The organism is bacterium (assembly GCA_026708055.1).
Taxonomy (GTDB): Bacteria; Actinomycetota; Acidimicrobiia; order Acidimicrobiales; family CATQHL01; genus VXNF01.
This window is the reverse complement of record JAPOVS010000067.1, coordinates 57,823-74,408: the sequence shown is the minus strand read 5'-3', so window position 1 is coordinate 74,408 and position 16,586 is coordinate 57,823. Positions and strand designations below refer to the sequence as shown.

The window sequence follows — 16,586 nt, the reverse complement described above, 5'->3', positions numbered from 1 at the left end:
GTTGTAGGTGACCGCCTCGAGGGCGCCCGCCGCGGGCGTGATGGGGGTGGCGACGGTCATCCCGTTCATGCTAGAGGCGCGGCGCGCGCACGCCGCGGTGATCGCCGGGCGGTGGGCTCAGAGATACAGACCGGTGCTGCCCTCCTCGAGGCGCTCGGCGCGGTTCGGTCGGTCGCCGCCGGCGGCCCGCAACTCAGAGGTACAGACCGGTGCTGCCCTCCTCGAGGCGCTCGGCCGCCACGGCATGCACGTCACGCTCGCGCAGGATGATGTAGTCGGTGCCGCGGACCTCCACCTCGTAGCGGTCCTCGGGATTGAAGAGCACCCTGTCGCCGGCCTCCATGGACCGCACGTTGGGACCCACGGCGATGACCTCCGCCCAGGTCAGCCGCTTCCCCACCTGCGCGGTGGCGGGAATCAGGATGCCCCCCGAGGAGCGCCGCTCACCCTCGGTGGCGCCGATGCTCACCATGATCCGGTCGTTGAGCATCTTGACCGGAAGCTTGTCGTCGGATTCCGGGGCCGCTGCGCCGAGGGTCGAGGGGGAGTTCACCGAAGAGGACACGACGTGACGCTAGCTCGCGCCGGCGCCGGAAGCGGGCCGAACCCGCACCCCCGCGGCGGCCAACGCCTCCTTGGCCTCGGCGATGCTGTGCTCGCCGAAGTGGAAGATGGACGCCGCCAGCACCGCGTCGGCGCCGGCGGCGACCCCCTCGGCGAGGTGATCGAGGGTTCCGACCCCTCCCGAGGCGATCACCGGGACGTTGACGGCGTCGCTGACAGCCCGTGTCAGCGGCAGGTCGAAGCCCTCCTTCGTGCCGTCGCGGTCCATGGACGTCAGCAGGATCTCGCCGGCTCCGAGCCGCTCGGCGCGCGCCGCCCATTCCACCGCGTCGAGCTCGGTCGGGCGCCGACCCCCGTGCGTGACCACCTCGAAACCGCCGGAGGGACGCAGCCGGGCGTCGATGGCCACCACCACGCACTGGCTGCCGAACTCCTCGGCGATCTCGGCCACCAGCGCCGGCCGGGCCACCGCCGCGGTGTTCACCGAGACCTTGTCGGCGCCGGCGCGCAGCAGGCGCCGGGCGTCGTCGGTGCTGCGGATCCCTCCGCCCACGGTGAAGGGGATGAAGACCTCCTCGGCAGTGCGGCGGGCCACCTCCAGCATCACCTCGCGGGCGTCGGAGGAAGCGGTGATGTCCAGGAAGACGAGTTCGTCGGCGCCCTCGGCATCGTAGCGGGCGGCCAGCTCGACAGGGTCGCCGGCGTCGCGCAGGTCCACGAACTCCACGCCCTTGACGACCCGCCCGGCGTCCACGTCCAGGCAGGGGATGATGCGGACGACGATGGGATTCACCATGGTTTCGCCCGGGTCCCGGATGCGAGCACGGCGAGCGCTTCGGCCAGGTCCACGGTCCGCTCGTACAGAGCGCGCCCCACGATGGCGCCGGCCAGGACCCGCCCATTGACCGTCAGGGCGGCAAGGCCGCGCAGATCCTGCAGGTCACCGACACCCCCCGAGGCGATCAGCGGGGTCGCGGTGGCGGCCAGCGTCTCGGCCAGCAACTCCATGTCCGGGCCTCCGAGGGTGCCGTCGGCGCTGATCTGGGTCACGACCACGGCGTCCGCCTCGGGTGCCGCCGCCAGCACCTCGGCGAGGTTCCCGCCACCGGCGGCCTGCCAGCCGCGGACTGCCACCTCCCGCCCGCGCACGTCGAACCCGAGGGCGACCGGCTGCCGGGCGGCGATCTCGCCGACCAGCCTCGGCGACTCGAGAGCGGCGGTCCCGATGACGACTCGGGCCACACCGGCGTCGGCCAGCCGCGCCGCGGCATCCGCCGAGCGGACTCCCCCGCCGTACTGCACCGGCACGCCGGCGACCGCCACGATCTCGGTCACCTGCGCCAGGTTGGTGAGTTCGCCGGTGCGCGCCGCATCGAGGTCCACGACGTGGAGCCAGGGGGCGCCGGCCGCCGCGAACGCCGCCGCCACCGCCGCAGGGTCCTCCGCATAGCTGGTCTCGGCCGCGAAATCACCCTGGTAGAGCCGCACGCAGCGCCCACCTCGCAGATCGATCGCCGGGAACAGCAGCATCAGGTGACCGCCAGCGTCGCCACGAAGTTGGCCAGCAGCCGCAATCCTTCGGCTCCCGACTTCTCGGGGTGGAACTGCACGCCCCGCACGGCGCCGGAGGCGGCGACCGCGGTCACGGGGCCGCCGTAGTCACAGGTGGCGACCGTCGTCTCGGAGCGCTCCGGCGCGTACGAGTGCACGAAGTAGACCCAGGCACCGCGGAGGCCGACCAGCAGCGGATCCGGTCGCTGCACCTGCAGCTGGTTCCACTGCATCTGGGGCCGCTTGAGGCCGTCGGGCAACCTGCGCACCTGCCCGGTTAGGAAGCCCAGGCCCGCCCGCCCGGGGGCCTCCTCGGAGCCCTCGAAGAGCATCTGCATACCGATGCAGATGCCCAGGAACGGCACCCCGGCGTCGGTGGCCCGGCGCGCCTCGACATCCAGACCCGCCGCCTCGAGCGCCGCCATGCAGGGGCCGAAGGCGCCGACCCCCGGCAGCACCAGCCCGTCGGCGCGCCTGATCAACCCCGGCTCCGCCGTGAGGTGCGCCTCGGCGCCGACGCGCTCGAGGCCCTTCTGGGCGGAACGGAGGTTGCCGATGCCGTAGTCCAGAACGGCAACGAGTGGGCGTCGCGGCTCGCTCACGCTCCCGGCACCGCGGCCCCCGGGCGCTCTCAGAGCGTGCCCTTCGTGGAGGGCACGTCCGAGCCCTCGAGACGCACGGCGTCGCGCAGGCTGCGCGCCACGCTCTTGAAGGCGGATTCCAGGATGTGGTGGGTGTTGCGGCCGCGCACCAGCACCAGGTGCAGCGTGATGCCCGCGGCCACCACGAACGCCCGCCAGAACTCCTCCATGAGCTGGGGGTCGAACGGGGGGTCACCCAGGATCTTCTCGCCGGGCGGGTCCACCTCGTAGTGCAGGAACGGGCGGCCCGAGAGGTCCAGCGACACGTTCACGAGCGCCTCGTCGAGAGGAACCGCCGCGGCGGCGAACCGGCGCACCCCGCGCTTGTCGCCGAGCGCCTCGGCGAAGCACTGCCCCAGCAGGATGCCCGTGTCCTCCACGGTGTGGTGGGAATCCACATCCAGATCGCCCTGCGCCGACACGGTGAGGCTCCAGCCGCCGTGACGGGCCAACTGCGCCAGCATGTGGTCGAAGAAAGGCAGGCCGGTGGACACCTCGCTCCGCCCGTCCCCGTCCACGTGCAGGTCGATGCTGATGTTCGTCTCGGTGGTGCTGCGTTGCCGTCGCGACTGCCGCTCGCTCACGGCTCCTCCTCGATGGCTCGTCCCGGACCGGTCTCGCCGGCACTGTGCAGTATCGCAGCAGGCTCCGGCGCTCGGACGGCTCAGCGCAGAACGTCCCCCAGAGCCTCCAGGAAGAGCGCGTTCTCCCGGGGCGTGCCGACGGTGACGCGCAGGCAGCCGGAGAGGCCCTCCCAGGAGCTGCAATCCCGCACCAGGACCGAACGCTCCACAAGTTCGCGCCAGGTGGCCGCGCCGTCGCGCTCGTGGGCACGGAAGAGGATGAAGTTGGCGCCCGAGGGCCACTGGTCCACGGGTAGCACCGCCAGGCCGGCCGCCAGGCGCTCCCTCTCGGCGACGATGCCGGCGGCCCGCCGGTCGGCGGCTGCCGCGTCCTGCAGGCAGAGCAGGCCGATCTCCTGGGTCATCACGTCGAGGTGGTACGGCAGCACCACCTTGTGCAGCTCCTCGGTGATGCGCGCCGGCGCCAGGGCGTAGCCCAGCCGCACGGCGGCCAGCGCCCAAGCCTTGGAGAAGGTGCGGCAGACCACCAGCGGCGCGTCCTCCGCCAAGAGGTCGACCGCGCTGAAACTCCCGGGCTCGCGCCCGGCGAACTGGACGTAGGCCTCGTCGGTGATGAGGAGCCCACCGTAGCCCGCGACCGCCTCGAGGGCCGCCTGAACCGTCTCGGGATCATCGACGGTGCCGGTCGGGTTGTTGGGTGAGCAGAGGAACAGCACGTCCGGCTGCTCGGCGGCGGCGAACCGGGCGGCCGCGCCGGCGCCGACGCGGAAGTCCGGTCCGCGCCGCGCCGTGATGACCTCCGAGCCGACGACGCGGGCGATGTGGGCGTGCAGCGCGTAGGTCGGTGAGAACAGGCCCACGCGCCGCCCCGGACCGGCGTAGGTCAGCAGCAGGGTCTGGATCACCTCGTTGGATCCGTTGGCGGCGAAGACGTTCTCCTGCGACGTGCCGTGCAGGTCGGCGATCCCGGACCGCAGTTCGGCGGCCGATCGCGACGGGTACCTGTTCCAGTCGATTCCCGCCAGCTTCTCCGCGAGGGCCTTGCTGAAGCCCTCGGGGGGCGCGTCGGGGGACTCGTTGGTGTTGAGGCGCACCCGGACGTCCACCTGGGCCGAGTGGTAGCCCTTCATCCCCGCCACCTCCCGGCGGGGCCGAGGCTCGTTCACGGACGCCTTCCCGCGGGATCCTCGCCGCGCAGGCGGTCCAGGCGCCGTCGCACCGAGGCGGCGTGCGCCGGCAGCCCCTCGGCGGTCGCCAGCGTCTCGACCGCCGGTCCGAGGCTCAGGAGGGCGTCCTCGTCGGCGGAGATGACGTGCGTCTTGCGGCAGAAGTCCGCCACTCCCAGTGCCGAGGCGAAGCGCGCCGTCCGCCCGGTGGGCAGGACGTGTGACGGGCCGGCCAGGTAGTCCCCCAGCGAGGCCGGCGCGTGCTGGCCGCAGAAGATGGCCCCGGCGTGGCGAACCAGCGGCACCAGTTCATCGGGTTCGGCGACCATCAGTTGCAGGTGTTCGGGGGCGATCCGGTTCACGACCTCCGCGGCCCGCTGCTGGTCCTCCACGACGATGGCGTAGCCGGAAGAGGACAGGGTGGCCTCGATCTCAGCCCGACGCGGGGCCGTCGCGGCGGCCGCCGCCACCGCTGCGCTCACCGCCTCGGCGACGTCGGGATCCCAGGTCAGCAGGCAGGCCATGCCGTCGGGGCCGTGCTCGGCCTGCACGATCAGATCCAGCGCGGCCAACTCCGCGGGCGCCGAGCGGTCAGCCACCACGACCACCTCCGAGGGGCCTGCGAATGCCGAGGGCACGCCGACCACTCCTGCCACCTCCTGCTTCGCCACCGCCACGTAGACGTTCCCGGGCCCGGCGATGAGGTCGACCCGCGGGATCGTCCCGGTGCCGTAGGCCAGCGCCGCCACGGCGCCGGCGCCACCGACCGCGTACACCTCCTGGATGCCTGCCAGCGCGGCGGCGGCCAGCGTCACCGGCGCCACGGTGCCGTCGGGGCGGGGAGGCACGCAGAGCGCCAGGCTGGCCACGCCGGCAACCCGCGCGGGTATCGCCGTCATGAGCACCGTCGACGGGTAGGCGGCCCTCCCGCCGGGCACGTACAGGCCTGCCCGATCCACGGGAATCTGCAGGGACCGCACCGTCAGACCCTCACGGGACCAGACGTGGTCGGGTTCGCGCAGGGTGCGGTGGAACTCTTCGATCCGCTCCGCCGCCACCTCGAGGGCGTCGCGCACCGCGGGCTCCAGGCTCTCCAGAGCGGCGGCACACGCCGCCGGCGGCACCGCCAGGTCCTCCAACGTGGCCCCGTCGAAGCGCCGGGCCATGTGCCTCAGCGCAGCGTCGCCGTTGCGTCGCACCTCGCCGATGATCCCGCGCACCGCCTCCAGGACCCCCGGCGGCGCGGTGTCCTGGATCTCCGGGAGCGGCACCTCGGCCATGCCGCGCGCGTCGATCAGGGCCAGCAGACTCGCCGTATCCGCCACCGCGGCGACCCTACCGGTCCCCCCACGCTCAGCGGTCTCGCTGCGGCGACGGGGCCGGGGCCGCAGGCGGCGTAGCCCGCGACGGGCGGCAGGCTCCTCAAGGGCGCGGCGCATGCTCAGACTGCGAAGGCGGACGGGCAGAAATCGTTGCACACGCAGCCCCCGCAGTCCGCCCGGCGCGCCCCGCACACCTGCCGGCCGTGCAGGATCAGCCGCATGCTGAAATCGCCCCGCTCGGCCGCGGGGACCATGGGGTTCAACTCCTTCTCGACGGCGACCGGGTCGGTCTGCGTCGTCAAACCGAGGCGCCGCGACAATCGCCCGACGTGGGTGTCCACGGGCAGGCCCGGCAGGTCGAAGGCCACGCTGCGCACCACGTTGGCCGTCTTGCGCCCCACGCCGGCCAGGGCTGTGAGCTCGCGCATCGTCGTCGGCACCTCCCCGCCGTGGAGGCGGACCAGCCGGTCGGCCATGGCGATCAGGTTGCGTGTCTTGGCCGCGAAGAAGCCGGTGGAGTGGATGATCTGCTCCACCTCGCCGGGATCGCAGGCCGCCAGATCCTCCGGAGTCGGGCAGCGCTCGAACAGCGCGGGTGTGACCATGTTGACGCGCTCGTCGGTGCACTGGGCCGAGAGGATCGTGGCCACGATCAACTGGTAGGGCGAGTCGTGCGTGAGCGCGCAGTCCGCGTCGGGGTACTCGTGCTTCAGACGTTCGTGCGTCTCCCGCGCACGGCCCCGGGGCGAACGTGGACGACCCACGCCGGCAACGGTAGCGCTCCGCCGCCGGGGTTCCGGCGATCCGATCATCGCTGCGGCGGGCCTCGGATGGCTCGCACGGCGGGGGAGAGACCGTTCACGCCGGCTGCAGGGGCGCTCACCGCGGCGGGGGCCCGCTAGCCTCCGAGCCGGTGGCGATCCAGATCTCCGGGCCCGGTGAAGGCGATGTGACCTGGACGATCGAGGTACCGGCGACCGAGCGGCCGGCTCTGGGCACCGGGGGGCTGGAACGTGAACTGGCGGCCGCGGTGGAGACGGTGCGGGCAGGTGGCGGCGGGACCTGCCGGCTCTGGATCGGCCATGTGGCGACCGGTGACGACGAGTTGGTGGTCCGCTGGGGCTTCACGCCCTACCGCGATCTCTGGCAGTTGCGGTGCCCGCTGCCGGCGCCGCCATCAGATCTGGCGGTGCGCCCGTTCGAGCCTGGCGACGCGCCGGCGGTGCTGGCGCTGAACCGGCGGGCCTTCAGCTGGCACCCCGAGCAGGGTGACATGACGGCGGCAGACCTGCGGGAGCGCCAATCCGAGCCCTGGTACGACCCTGCCGGCTTCCTGCTGCACGAGCGCGAGGGGTGCCTGGCCGGCTTCTGCTGGACCAAGGTCCACCCGGCGGGCGGCCCACCCCCCGACGACGTCGCCGTGGGCGAGATCTACGTGATTGCGGTCGATCCGGACTTCCAGGGCCGGGGAATCGGCGCACCGCTCACCCTCGCCGGCCTCGCCCACCTGCACAGCCGGGGTTCGGCCACCGCCATGCTGTACGTAGAGTCCGACAACCGCGCGGCCAACGCCGTCTACGAGCGCCTCGGCCTCCGGCGCCACCACACTGACCGGGCCTACGCCGCCGCACTCTGAGATCGTCCTCGGTGCCGGTCGGGATGCCCCATGGCGGCGAGTCGTCACGAGGAGCGAGCAGACTGGTGACATGAGCCGATTCCGCTGGACCAACCCCTCGCTGCCGCAGACCCTGCAGATCGCGGTGCTGCTCCTCTACATCACCGCCTTCTTCGGCATCCTGCGGGGTCTCATCTCCATCGGCCATCCGTTGGGCGTCTTCCTCTTCCTGACCGGCTTGATCGCCTTCGCCGGCGCCGCAGGACTGGTCCGGGAACGCAGACACGGGTACTGGCTGGCAGGCCTCTACGCCCTCATGGACGTGGTGGGGGAAGTGCTCGGAATGCTGGACGAGTTCTCTGGTTGGGACCTGATCGGGCTGCTGCTGGCGATCGCCCTCGCCGGCCTGTTACTGCACCCCATGAGCCGTCAGCACTACCGGACCTGGTTCCGCTGATCGACAGGTGCCGACGACCACCCGACCGTCATTCCGGCGAAAGCCGGAATCCAGAGCTGGAGACGTCCGGCTCGTCCCGCCGACGAGCGCACGACACAGGCTCAGGGATCAGCAATGAGTACCCGGGCCGCCGGACGCGGCGAATCCGAGGATCTTTTCGGCGCCGGCCGGGAGCGTGCCGTGGAGCGCATGTTCGACCGGGCGGCGCGGCGCTACGACCTGCTGAACCGCCTGCTGACCTTCGGGCTGGACCGCCGCTGGCGCCGCCGCAGCGTCCGGCTGCTGAACCTGACGGCGACCGCGCTCGTGGCCGACCTGGCCTGCGGGACCGGCGATTTCTGCGGTGAACTCGAGCGGGCGGGCCACAGGGCCGTGGGCTTGGACTTCTCCGCCGGGATGTTGCGCTGCGCCAACACCTCCGCTCCCCTGGTGCGCGCCGACGTGCTGCGTCTCCCGCTGGGCGACAGAACCGTCGACGGGGCCGTCTGCGGATTCGCACTGCGCAACCTGGCAGACCTGGAGAGGTTCTTCACCGAGGCGGCCCGCGTCGTGCGACCCGGCGGTCGGATCGCCCTCCTCGAAGTGTCCGAGCCGCGCCGCCGGGCGCTTCGCTGGGGTCATCGCCTCTACTTCGGACGGGTCGTCCCGATCATCGGCGGACTCCTGTCGAACCGCGCCGCGTATCGCTACCTGCCCGAGTCCCTTCGCCTGCTGCCGCCGACGGTAGAGCTGGCGAACCTCCTGGGAGTCGCTGGCTTCAGCGACGTGGAGCACCACGTCTTCAGCGGCGGGATCACCCAACTCCTCACCGCCACGCGCCACGCCTGAGGCGCCAACCCCGAGGGACCACGCCGTTCAATATGTCCTGCCGTTCAAGGCACGGGAGGCCTCTCAGTGACTCGCGGCGGTCGTCCACCGACTCCGAACGTCGAAGATGCCCGCGAGCACCCAGCGGAGGCGAGGCTCGGGGCTACGTCTGGTCGTTCAGTCGGGCGCGCAGGGCGGCGATTTCCGCCTCGGCGGCTATGGCTCGGGCCTCGACGGCGTCTCGCTGTTGGCGGGTGAGGTTGAGTGTGTGCTGGAGGTCCTCGGGGTCGGGGAGCCATCGGCCGGTCCGGGGGTCTCGGAAGCGCAGGCGGCGGTCTTCGGCGTGCAGGTCCAGGCCCAAGACGGCGCTGTGGCCGCTGAGGCGGCCGTCGCCGTCGGGGCGCACCTGGATCGGCGCCCAGGCGTCCCCGGCCCGGCGATCGCCCTGCAGCGTCGGGGTGAACAGGCCCAGGCCGGAGGGGTCGAATCGCCAGTACTCGCGGGCGCCGACCTCCAAGTAGATGTCGGGCTTGTACTCCAAGTCCCTCTCGTGGGTCTTCTCCGAGGCGATCTCCAGGACGTACGCCGGCGGTGCCCCCGCGTCCCAGAGTCGGTAGCTGACGTCGTCCTCGATGGTGCCGGCCTCGACGCCGAAGCACACCAGCACGTCGGGGGCGACGAACGCCGTGCGCGGCGCCGGGCGGTAGTACACGTTGAGGTCCTGGCCCACGAAGCAGTCCCGCTGCCCCGCGAAGTGCGCGCTCAGGGCGCCGTAGGCGAGAAAGCGTGCCCGCGAGTGCCGCGGCGACTCAGGCACGGTCTCGGTGGCAGGGTACGCCACAGCAGGATCCACATCGGCCAGCGTGCTCACAGTCGCCTCCCCTCCCGCGGCCCGGCCGCCGCCTCGCGTCGACGCGACAGGCTAGCCCGAGCCGCCCCCTGGCGCGGACTTCGCCTGCCATGAGCAACTATTCTATCTATCTCTGTTAATTTTCAATCAATGCCACACTACAGGCTGGGGCATCCTTCTGGCGAACGTGCCGGACATGCCGGTGCGCTAGGGCGGCGACGAGAACGTTGCCGCCGCTGCGGCTCTTCTGGCGCTGGTGCCCGACCACCCGGCTTACGACTGCATGCACCTCGCTCGGGCGCATCGCATCGGCGCGACGATGCTGGTCGCTGTCGATCGGGACAAGCACCCGGTCCAGCGACTCGGCCAACTCCGACGACGGTCTTCGACGCCATCGGCGAAGTGGTACCGCCGGCTGGGCGGTGACCGGATGAACCGCCCCGGGCATTGCGCAGGTGGTCTGCTCGGCGCTTTCGCGGTCGGGTCAGCCAACTCTCGGGAACTCAACCGATCGGGGGCGATCGTGCGGACGAGGCATCTCGCTGGGCACGGAGCGAGGCTCTGGATCTGGCGGCGGGGTGCGGACTCGGACTATCAGACGAATTTGCAGGTCAGAGCGCTACTCGCCCTCTTGGACATCGACTGTCCCGTAGTCGTTGCCGCGCGCTCCCCGAGATCGGATGCCCTCGGTACCTGCGGTCGGCTTGGTTGATCTCGAGGCGTGTCAGTATGACTGGCTACCCTGCTTGCGGCCATGACGCCGGACGAGTTCATCAGCAAGTGGCGAGCCTCCACGTTGACGGAGCGCTCCGCGTCGCAGCAGCATTTCCTCGACCTTTGCGAGTTGCTGGGCGAGCCCAAGCCCGCGGACGTCGACCCGATCGGCGGGTCGTACTGCTTTGAGCGGGGGCGCACAAGGACACCGGCGGCGACGGCTGAGCCGATGTCTGGAAGCGCCACTGCTGCGCCTGGGAGTACAAGGCGAAGGGGAAGGACCTCGACGCGGCGTTCGATCAGCTCCGGCAGGACGCGCTGGCGCTGGAGAACCCGCCGCTGTTGATCGTCTCGGACATGGTGCGGTTCCGCATCCGCACCAACTGGACCAACAGCGTTCGAAGCGATGGCCCACGGCGGCGGCGTCGGTTTCGAACCGGTGCCTTGGTTCAACGGCGGGCTGTTCGCTGACAGTGACGCTCTGCCGCTGGAGCGATCGGACATTGATGTGGTGTCAAGGGCGGCGTTGGACTGGTCCGAGATCGGCCCGGCCAACGTGAAGGGAATCGAGGTCAACCCCTACGCCGCCGAGTTGGCGCGCGTGTCGGTGTGGATCGGCGAGATCCAGTGGATGCGACAGATGCGGGCGGCGCTCGACGGCCTGTCGCGGTACATCGCGACGCCGACCGTCGCCAAGCACCGCCTGTTCGCCTGGCTCGATGCGCGGATCTGTCCCGATCATCAGCTGATCGTGATCGCCCGTGACGACGACACGACATTCGGGATCCTGCACAGCCGGTTCCACGAGATCTGGTCTCTCCGCCTCGGCACATGGCTCGGCAAAGGCAACGACCCTCGCTACACGCCGACATCCACCTTCGCGACGTTCCCGTTCCCCGCCAGCCTCGCGCCGGCTGTCCCGGCGACCGAGTACGCGTCCGACCCCCGTTCTGCGGCCATAGCCACGAGAGCCCGGCGTCTCGTCGAGCTGCGCGACCGCTGGCTCAACCCGCCTGAGTGGGTCGAGTGGGCCGACGAGCCGGTCCCCGGCTATCCGAAGCGGCCCGTTCCTCGCGACGAGCAGGCAGCGAAAGAACTCAAGAAACGCACCCTGACGAACCTCTACAACACCCGCCCGCAATGGCTCGCCGACGCCCACCAAGCCCTCGACGAGGCCGTGGCCGCCGCCTACGGCTGGCCAGCAGACATCTCCGACGAAGACGACCTCCGCCAGCTGCTCGCACTCAACGGCGGCTAGGTTAGCGGCCGGACTCGCTGCGCTTGCTGCCGCCGCCGGAACGGCTCGTTGAGCAGCTGATGGCCGCCAGCTTCGACGAGGTGGACCAGAACCTCCTCAGCGGCGGGATCGCCCAACTCCTCACCGCCACCCGCAGCGCCCGAGGAGCCTCGTCCGAGAAGCCACCCCGCAGCCAGGGGCCGGCGTCTTTCTCAGTCGCCCCAATGGCTGTTCTTGTAGTCGAGCATGTCGTCACCGTGAAGCTGCCTCGTGGCGTTGCCCACCCGGAGCCAGAACTCAATGTGGCCAGCACCGCCCTCGAGCGGTTTGGCGAACACGGGCTTCCCGGACGAGGCGACGGTGACGACGCAGATTTCGACGCCTCCGATGTGATCGAAACCGATGTGCACAATCCCGGCAGTGGGAACCGACAGTGAGTTCTCGAGCAGCTGGCGCAGGAAGAGCTCGTAGCCGTCCTTGTCAGCCTTGCGCCCCAGGGTCTCCATGTCGGCATCGACTCCCAACACTTCGGCATCGTCCTTCACGCCGATGAGCAGCTTGCCGCCCGCCGCGTTGAGAAACCCGCAGACGGTCTTGACAACGACGTGCTCGAGGCGCTTGTCGACGCCCCCTGTGTGGCTGTTCCAGCGCGCCGAGGACTTGAACTCCAGCGTCTGCGACTCTCCGAGTTTCAGCAGTTCGTCGACCCCTCCTGCAGGCGGAGCGGAGGATCCCGCGTCCCAGAGTTGCTCGACACCGTCTCTCACCACCATCGCCAGGAGTCTGCGGCGCCTCGCCAGGAAGGTCGGGTAGTCCAGTTGCTCCCATCCCACAGGCAAGGCGTGCCAGTACATCTGCCGCTCGAGCCGTGCAGGATCCATCGCCGCGCTCATTGCGGGCCAGTAGGCACGCGGATCCTCCGGACCGACGGCGGCGTTGTCCGGCCAGTCCAGGAAGGCCATGTTGGCGATGGCGTTCGTCTCTTGGAGCCGCGTGATGCCCTTCGCTGCCAGATGGGCCTTGGGGAACAGGTGGTGGCGCTCCAGCGAGCGCGGCGCGGCGCGCAGCGGATCGCTCAGGTCGCGGATCCGCAGGTTGCTCAGCAGGGCCTCGGCGTCCAGAAGGTTCAGCGCCGCAAGGTACGCCGAGAGCACCGGCGATCGGGACGACGACGTGTCGAGCCGCTCCGGCAGGGAGACCTCCCAGTAGTCGCGGGTGAAGGTGGCACGAATTATGCGGTCCAACTCGCCGCAGAACGTCTCGCCGTCCTTGGACGCGGCTTCGAGTCGCCTGAGGTCACCTTCCAGCAAGGTCTCGGGCGATCCGGTGTAACGGCCCGCCGTCTGTGCCATGAAGAACCAGCGGCCGATTACACCGCGCAGCCTCCTGCGGTCGAGGCCGAAGTCGCACCTGCCGATCAACCACAGCAGGTAGCTGAAGAGCACGGCACTCTCGCTGGTAATCATTCGACCGCTGCGGAACCCCGCGTGGGTCAGGCACTTCAGGAACTCGTGCCAGTTGCCGAGGTCGAGCGCTTGGTCCACGGCTCTCTGCAGCCGCTCGAACTGCCCAGTGCGCCGCAGAGCGGAGATGTCGCCAGTCTCGAGGTCCTTGCCGCGCAGGATGCTGTAGACGTATTCGAGGCGGGCGCGCCGAAACGCCAAGCCGACCGCGACCCGCAGCATCTGATCGGGCTTCGGGTCGATGAAGGGGTTCCTGGGCGAGGCGCCGCTGCCAGCAGGCGCGACGGCGTCTCGGCAGAATTGCTCGATCTGGACCCTGCCCTTCTCCCAATGCACGGACATGAGCGTCAGGATGAAGTCGGCCTGCTTGAGTTGCACGCCCTTGGAGTTGGCGCGGACGAAAATGTCCGCGACCTGTTCCTCGTCGGCGTTGCCCGTCAGTTCGAGAGCCTGGAACTGGAAGTCGCGGAGGTCGCGGACCCTGTCGATGCGGTCCTCGAGCCGGTCATGCAGCGCGTCCCAGTTCGGCTCGGGCAGCTCCGAGCCGGCCTGCCGGTGTGCCGCGAGGCGCGCCAGGAACTCCCTGACGACAGAGCGGTAACGGTCGCCCCACAGCGCCGTGACATCGGCGATGTATTCCGGATCACGTCGAATCGCCGCGTCGCTGACCTCGAAGGATTCATCCTCGGGCCGGAAGGCGATTTTGATGCGCTTCTGCTTGAAGCGGGCGTCCAATACAGGTTTGCCTTGCAGCACCGAGTACAGGGAGGTGAGCCGCTGCTGGCCGTCGACGATCAGGAGCCTGGGCACGCCGTCGCCGTCACCGCCGCCGATCTGCCGGATACCCGCCTCAGCGCCGGTCTCCCAGAACATCAGCGTCCCAACGGGGAAGCCCCGGTACATGGAGTCGAACAGGTCGCGGACCTGCACAGGCTTCCACACGAAGGGGCGCTGGATGTCGGGCAGCGCGATCCTGCCGCGATCGATGTCCTCGACGAGGTTCATCAATCCGTAGAACGTTGTGCGGTACATCGTCCTGGCCATGGGGTTCTCCTTCGAACACGGGTGATCAGCAGCTTGCCCGACTCTGGCGCTTCAAGCTAATGGCCACCTGTGACAGCCTCGCCGGAGCTCGCCGTGTTACGGGCTGAGGCCCGGCTCCGATGGGGACGACGAGCCCGTGTCGGAGCCCTCTGATGTGATGGGTGATGCGATGGGGCCGAGCGGCGTTCTGTGTGTTGACCGTTCGACGGGCAGGTCCGGGCGCGCGGCGCGTAGATGCTGCAGGTGGTTCTGCAGATCGGGCACCTGCGTCCTCAGGCAGGCGAGCGTGGCGTCGCCCGGCGCAGCGATCAACCAGAAACCTCACCGCCCTGGGACGGAGACCGAGGCCAGCGTGTCGCGGGCGATGACCGCGTGCGCGTAGGCGGTGCAGGCCAGAACGTCCTCCGCCTCGACGTCCGGGTAGTCGTCCAGGATGTCGTCAGTAGCTACTCCCTGGGCGAGCAGGCTCAGCACCATCTCCACGAGATGCGCAGGTCGCGGACGATCGGCTTGCCCCCGAACACATCGGGCCGGGCGGTGATGCGCTGCAGGGGGCGCTCGTTGGCCTGCATGATCCACCTCCGGCTCTGATGGCGATGGACTCTCGAATTGCGACCTAAGCCTACCGGTCACCCGAACGCGGATCAGTGCCGCCGTCTCCGATGCCGATCCAGAGCGCTCGCTGCCGATTGCCGCCGAACGCCAAACGGCGACGTTCAACAATCAGCCCGGGAGGGCGTCGATCCACAGGCTGTCTTGGCTCGTTGGGTCGAGTTCAGCATCGGGACCTCGCCATGAGTGCAACGGATGCGGCGCGGTGGGCCCGGCACGCCGACTCTCGTTGTGCCACTGCTCACTCTCGGTTCCGAGGTCACCCTCCACCAGAGCCGGGGTGATTCGCCGGGGACTGGCCGACGCTCAGCCTGCGGTGGATGCGGGGTCAGGGCGCGGTCCGTTGACCTGGGGGTTCGGCGCGAGCTATCCGGTCGGCTCTGGTCGTGCCGCAGATGACTGTGGGGTTTTCTCGCCGCTTAGACAAACATGTATTGGGAGAGTGTCACACCCGTGTTTTAGATTGTGGAAAGGCAATGACAAGGGGCGTTCGCCGCCGAGGGGCGGGGGCCGGGAACGAACGAAGGGGTGATGGCGAGATGGGCGAGGACTCGAGGCGCACCGGTGGCACCGTCACCAGCCGTGACGCCGCCGCTGGCGGTCGCGGTCACCGAGAGCCGGGCAGCGGAGAGGCCACTACGGGTACCGGTTCTGGCTTCGCCGCTCGCGGTTCCGCCGAAGCGGACGCCGTCATCGCCGGCGCCGACGCCGCTGGTGGCACCGGCGGCCGTGCTGGTGGGGAGTGGGCGTCGTTGGGGGAGTGGTTGTTCGCGCCGCCGGTGTCGTTGCGGGAGGTGACCTTGGCGGTGTTGCGTGACCGCTTGGGGCGCATGGGGCGGGCGCGGGCGGCGATCGCGGCCTGCGAGGCGGAGGTGATTACCGAGATCTCTCGCCGGGAGGGCGAGAAGGCGATCGAAGAGATGCTGTGTCGGGATCAGAAGCGGTCGCGTTCCGGCGCCCGCAAGGCCGTGAAGGTCGCCGGGCAGCTGGAGTGGTCGCCCGAGGTGGCCGACAGGCTCGCCGAGGGGGCGATCACGCCGGAGGCGGCGGGAATGATCCTCGACGCCGCCGCCGACGCGCCGCTGGACCGGCGGGCGCTGCTGGACGCCGCCGAGGTCGAGCCCGAGGATCAGCTGCGCCGCACGATCAAGCAGATGGTCAACGACGCCACCAGTGAGCAGGAACTCGAGGCGCGGCGGGCCTCCCAGCGGCGGCGCCGCCGGGCGTCGATCGCTGAGCAGGGCGACGGGATGTTCCATCTGTTCGCGCAGTTCGACCCGCTCACCGGAAACCGGGTGCGCGCCGCGCTGTTGGCCCGCGGCGACGAGTTGTTCCGCGCCGAGGACCCCAAGAACCGTCCCACGCCACAGCAGCGCTCCGCGGATGCGCTCGCAGAACTGATCTGCAACAGCCACACCGGCGGCAAGGGCGCGCCGATGGGCGCAGAGTTGATCGTGCTGGCCGACTACGACTTGGTCCGCGAGCGGGTCGTCAACGCCCGCCTCGCCGACGACACCCCCCTCACCACGGCCGAGGTGCTGGCGTTGGCATGTGACGCCAGGATCCTGTCGGGCATCTTCAACAAGCACACTGGCGAGACACTGCTTGGAAGATCCAAACGCAAGGTCTCGCCGCGGCTGCGCAAACAACTCGTCGCCCGCGACCGAGGCTGCATCGGCTGCCGCGTCACCGAGAAGATCTGCGAGGTCCACCACATCGACCACTGGTGCCACGGCGGCGAGACCACCCTGGAGAACACCTGCCTGCTCTGCCACCGCTGCCACCACATCCGCGTCCACCTCAACGGCGAAGAAGTCACCCGACGCCCCGACGGCAGCCTCACCCTCCAACCACCCAACACGCCAACCGACGGCACCGACGGACCCCGACAAGCCGGGCTGTTCAAACCCCAGCCGCCACGCCGGGCGGCGCTGCGCGCAGGCAACACCATCACCGTCG

The 16,586-nt window shown here is 70.1% G+C and carries 14 protein-coding genes and 2 pseudogenes; 4 read left to right on the top strand and 12 right to left on the bottom strand.

All coding sequences use genetic code 11. From position 1 onward, the window contains the following. Positions 1-193: 193 nt before the first annotated feature. From OXG55_14665 to nth, 8 genes are all read right to left on the bottom strand, one after another. Complete coding sequence (locus OXG55_14665; protein ID MCY4104481.1) at positions 194-490, bottom strand: co-chaperone GroES; 297 nt, start codon at positions 488-490, stop codon at positions 194-196. An 84-nt stretch (positions 491-574) separates the two neighbouring features. Next, positions 575-1,360, bottom strand: a complete 786-nt coding sequence (gene hisF, locus OXG55_14660; GenBank protein ID MCY4104480.1) for an imidazole glycerol phosphate synthase subunit HisF — start codon at positions 1,358-1,360, stop codon at positions 575-577. Next, positions 1,354-2,094: a 1-(5-phosphoribosyl)-5-[(5-phosphoribosylamino)methylideneamino] imidazole-4-carboxamide isomerase gene (locus OXG55_14655; GenBank protein MCY4104479.1), complete on the bottom strand. Its 741-nt coding sequence runs from the start codon at positions 2,092-2,094 to the stop codon at positions 1,354-1,356. The genes hisF and OXG55_14655 overlap by 7 nt, the downstream gene beginning before the upstream one ends. After that, complete coding sequence (hisH, locus tag OXG55_14650) at positions 2,094-2,717, bottom strand: imidazole glycerol phosphate synthase subunit HisH (protein MCY4104478.1); 624 nt, start codon at positions 2,715-2,717, stop codon at positions 2,094-2,096. Before hisH ends, OXG55_14655 begins: the two co-directional genes overlap by 1 nt. 29 nt (positions 2,718-2,746) lie before the next feature. Then, positions 2,747-3,340 carry an imidazoleglycerol-phosphate dehydratase HisB gene (gene hisB / locus OXG55_14645; protein MCY4104477.1) on the bottom strand — a complete coding sequence of 198 codons (594 nt, stop codon included), beginning with the start codon at positions 3,338-3,340 and terminating at the stop codon, positions 2,747-2,749. An 80-nt stretch (positions 3,341-3,420) separates the two neighbouring features. Further along, entirely contained in the window at positions 3,421-4,506 is a 1,086-nt protein-coding gene (gene hisC, locus OXG55_14640; protein ID MCY4104476.1) for a histidinol-phosphate transaminase, read from the bottom strand. Continuing rightward, the gene (hisD, locus tag OXG55_14635) at positions 4,503-5,831 is read right to left on the bottom strand and encodes a histidinol dehydrogenase (protein MCY4104475.1); all 1,329 of its coding nucleotides are present in this window, start codon (positions 5,829-5,831) and stop codon (positions 4,503-4,505) included. Before hisD ends, hisC begins: the two co-directional genes overlap by 4 nt. 116 nt (positions 5,832-5,947) lie before the next feature. After that, the gene (gene nth, locus OXG55_14630; protein ID MCY4104474.1) at positions 5,948-6,592 is read right to left on the bottom strand and encodes an endonuclease III; all 645 of its coding nucleotides are present in this window, start codon (positions 6,590-6,592) and stop codon (positions 5,948-5,950) included. Between the two features lie 149 nt (positions 6,593-6,741). On the opposite strand from nth, the gene mshD reads away from it, so the two are divergent. The 3 genes from mshD to OXG55_14615 all read left to right on the top strand — a co-directional run bounded on the left by mshD (position 6,742) and on the right by OXG55_14615 (position 8,728). Further along, positions 6,742-7,464, top strand: coding sequence for a mycothiol synthase (gene mshD, locus OXG55_14625; protein MCY4104473.1), 723 nt, complete (start codon positions 6,742-6,744; stop codon positions 7,462-7,464). 70 nt (positions 7,465-7,534) lie between these two features. After that, entirely contained in the window at positions 7,535-7,900 is a 366-nt protein-coding gene (locus OXG55_14620) for a hypothetical protein (GenBank protein MCY4104472.1), read from the top strand. Positions 7,901-8,014: 114 nt separating this feature from the next. Next, positions 8,015-8,728, top strand: coding sequence for a ubiquinone/menaquinone biosynthesis methyltransferase (locus OXG55_14615; protein MCY4104471.1), 714 nt, complete (start codon positions 8,015-8,017; stop codon positions 8,726-8,728). 142 nt (positions 8,729-8,870) lie between these two features. Here OXG55_14615 and OXG55_14610 read toward each other — a convergent pair whose 3' ends face one another. After that, positions 8,871-9,578, bottom strand: coding sequence for a Uma2 family endonuclease (locus OXG55_14610; protein ID MCY4104470.1), 708 nt, complete (start codon positions 9,576-9,578; stop codon positions 8,871-8,873). 733 nt (positions 9,579-10,311) lie between these two features. Between OXG55_14610 and OXG55_14605 the strand changes: the two are divergent. Beyond that, positions 10,312-11,529, top strand: a pseudogene (locus OXG55_14605) (hypothetical protein). Positions 11,530-11,720: 191 nt separating this feature from the next. Here the strand turns inward: OXG55_14605 and OXG55_14600 are convergent. The 3 genes and pseudogenes from OXG55_14600 to OXG55_14590 form a co-directional block, all read right to left on the bottom strand. Then, entirely contained in the window at positions 11,721-14,015 is a 2,295-nt protein-coding gene (locus tag OXG55_14600) for a DUF262 domain-containing protein (GenBank protein ID MCY4104469.1), read from the bottom strand. A gap of 321 nt (positions 14,016-14,336) precedes the next feature. After that, positions 14,337-14,587: pseudogene (locus tag OXG55_14595) on the bottom strand (DUF433 domain-containing protein). A gap of 498 nt (positions 14,588-15,085) precedes the next feature. Then, a complete protein-coding gene (locus tag OXG55_14590) occupies positions 15,086-16,426 on the bottom strand; it encodes a hypothetical protein (protein ID MCY4104468.1) in 1,341 nt (446 codons plus the stop codon). Between the last annotated feature and the right edge of the window lie 160 nt (positions 16,427-16,586).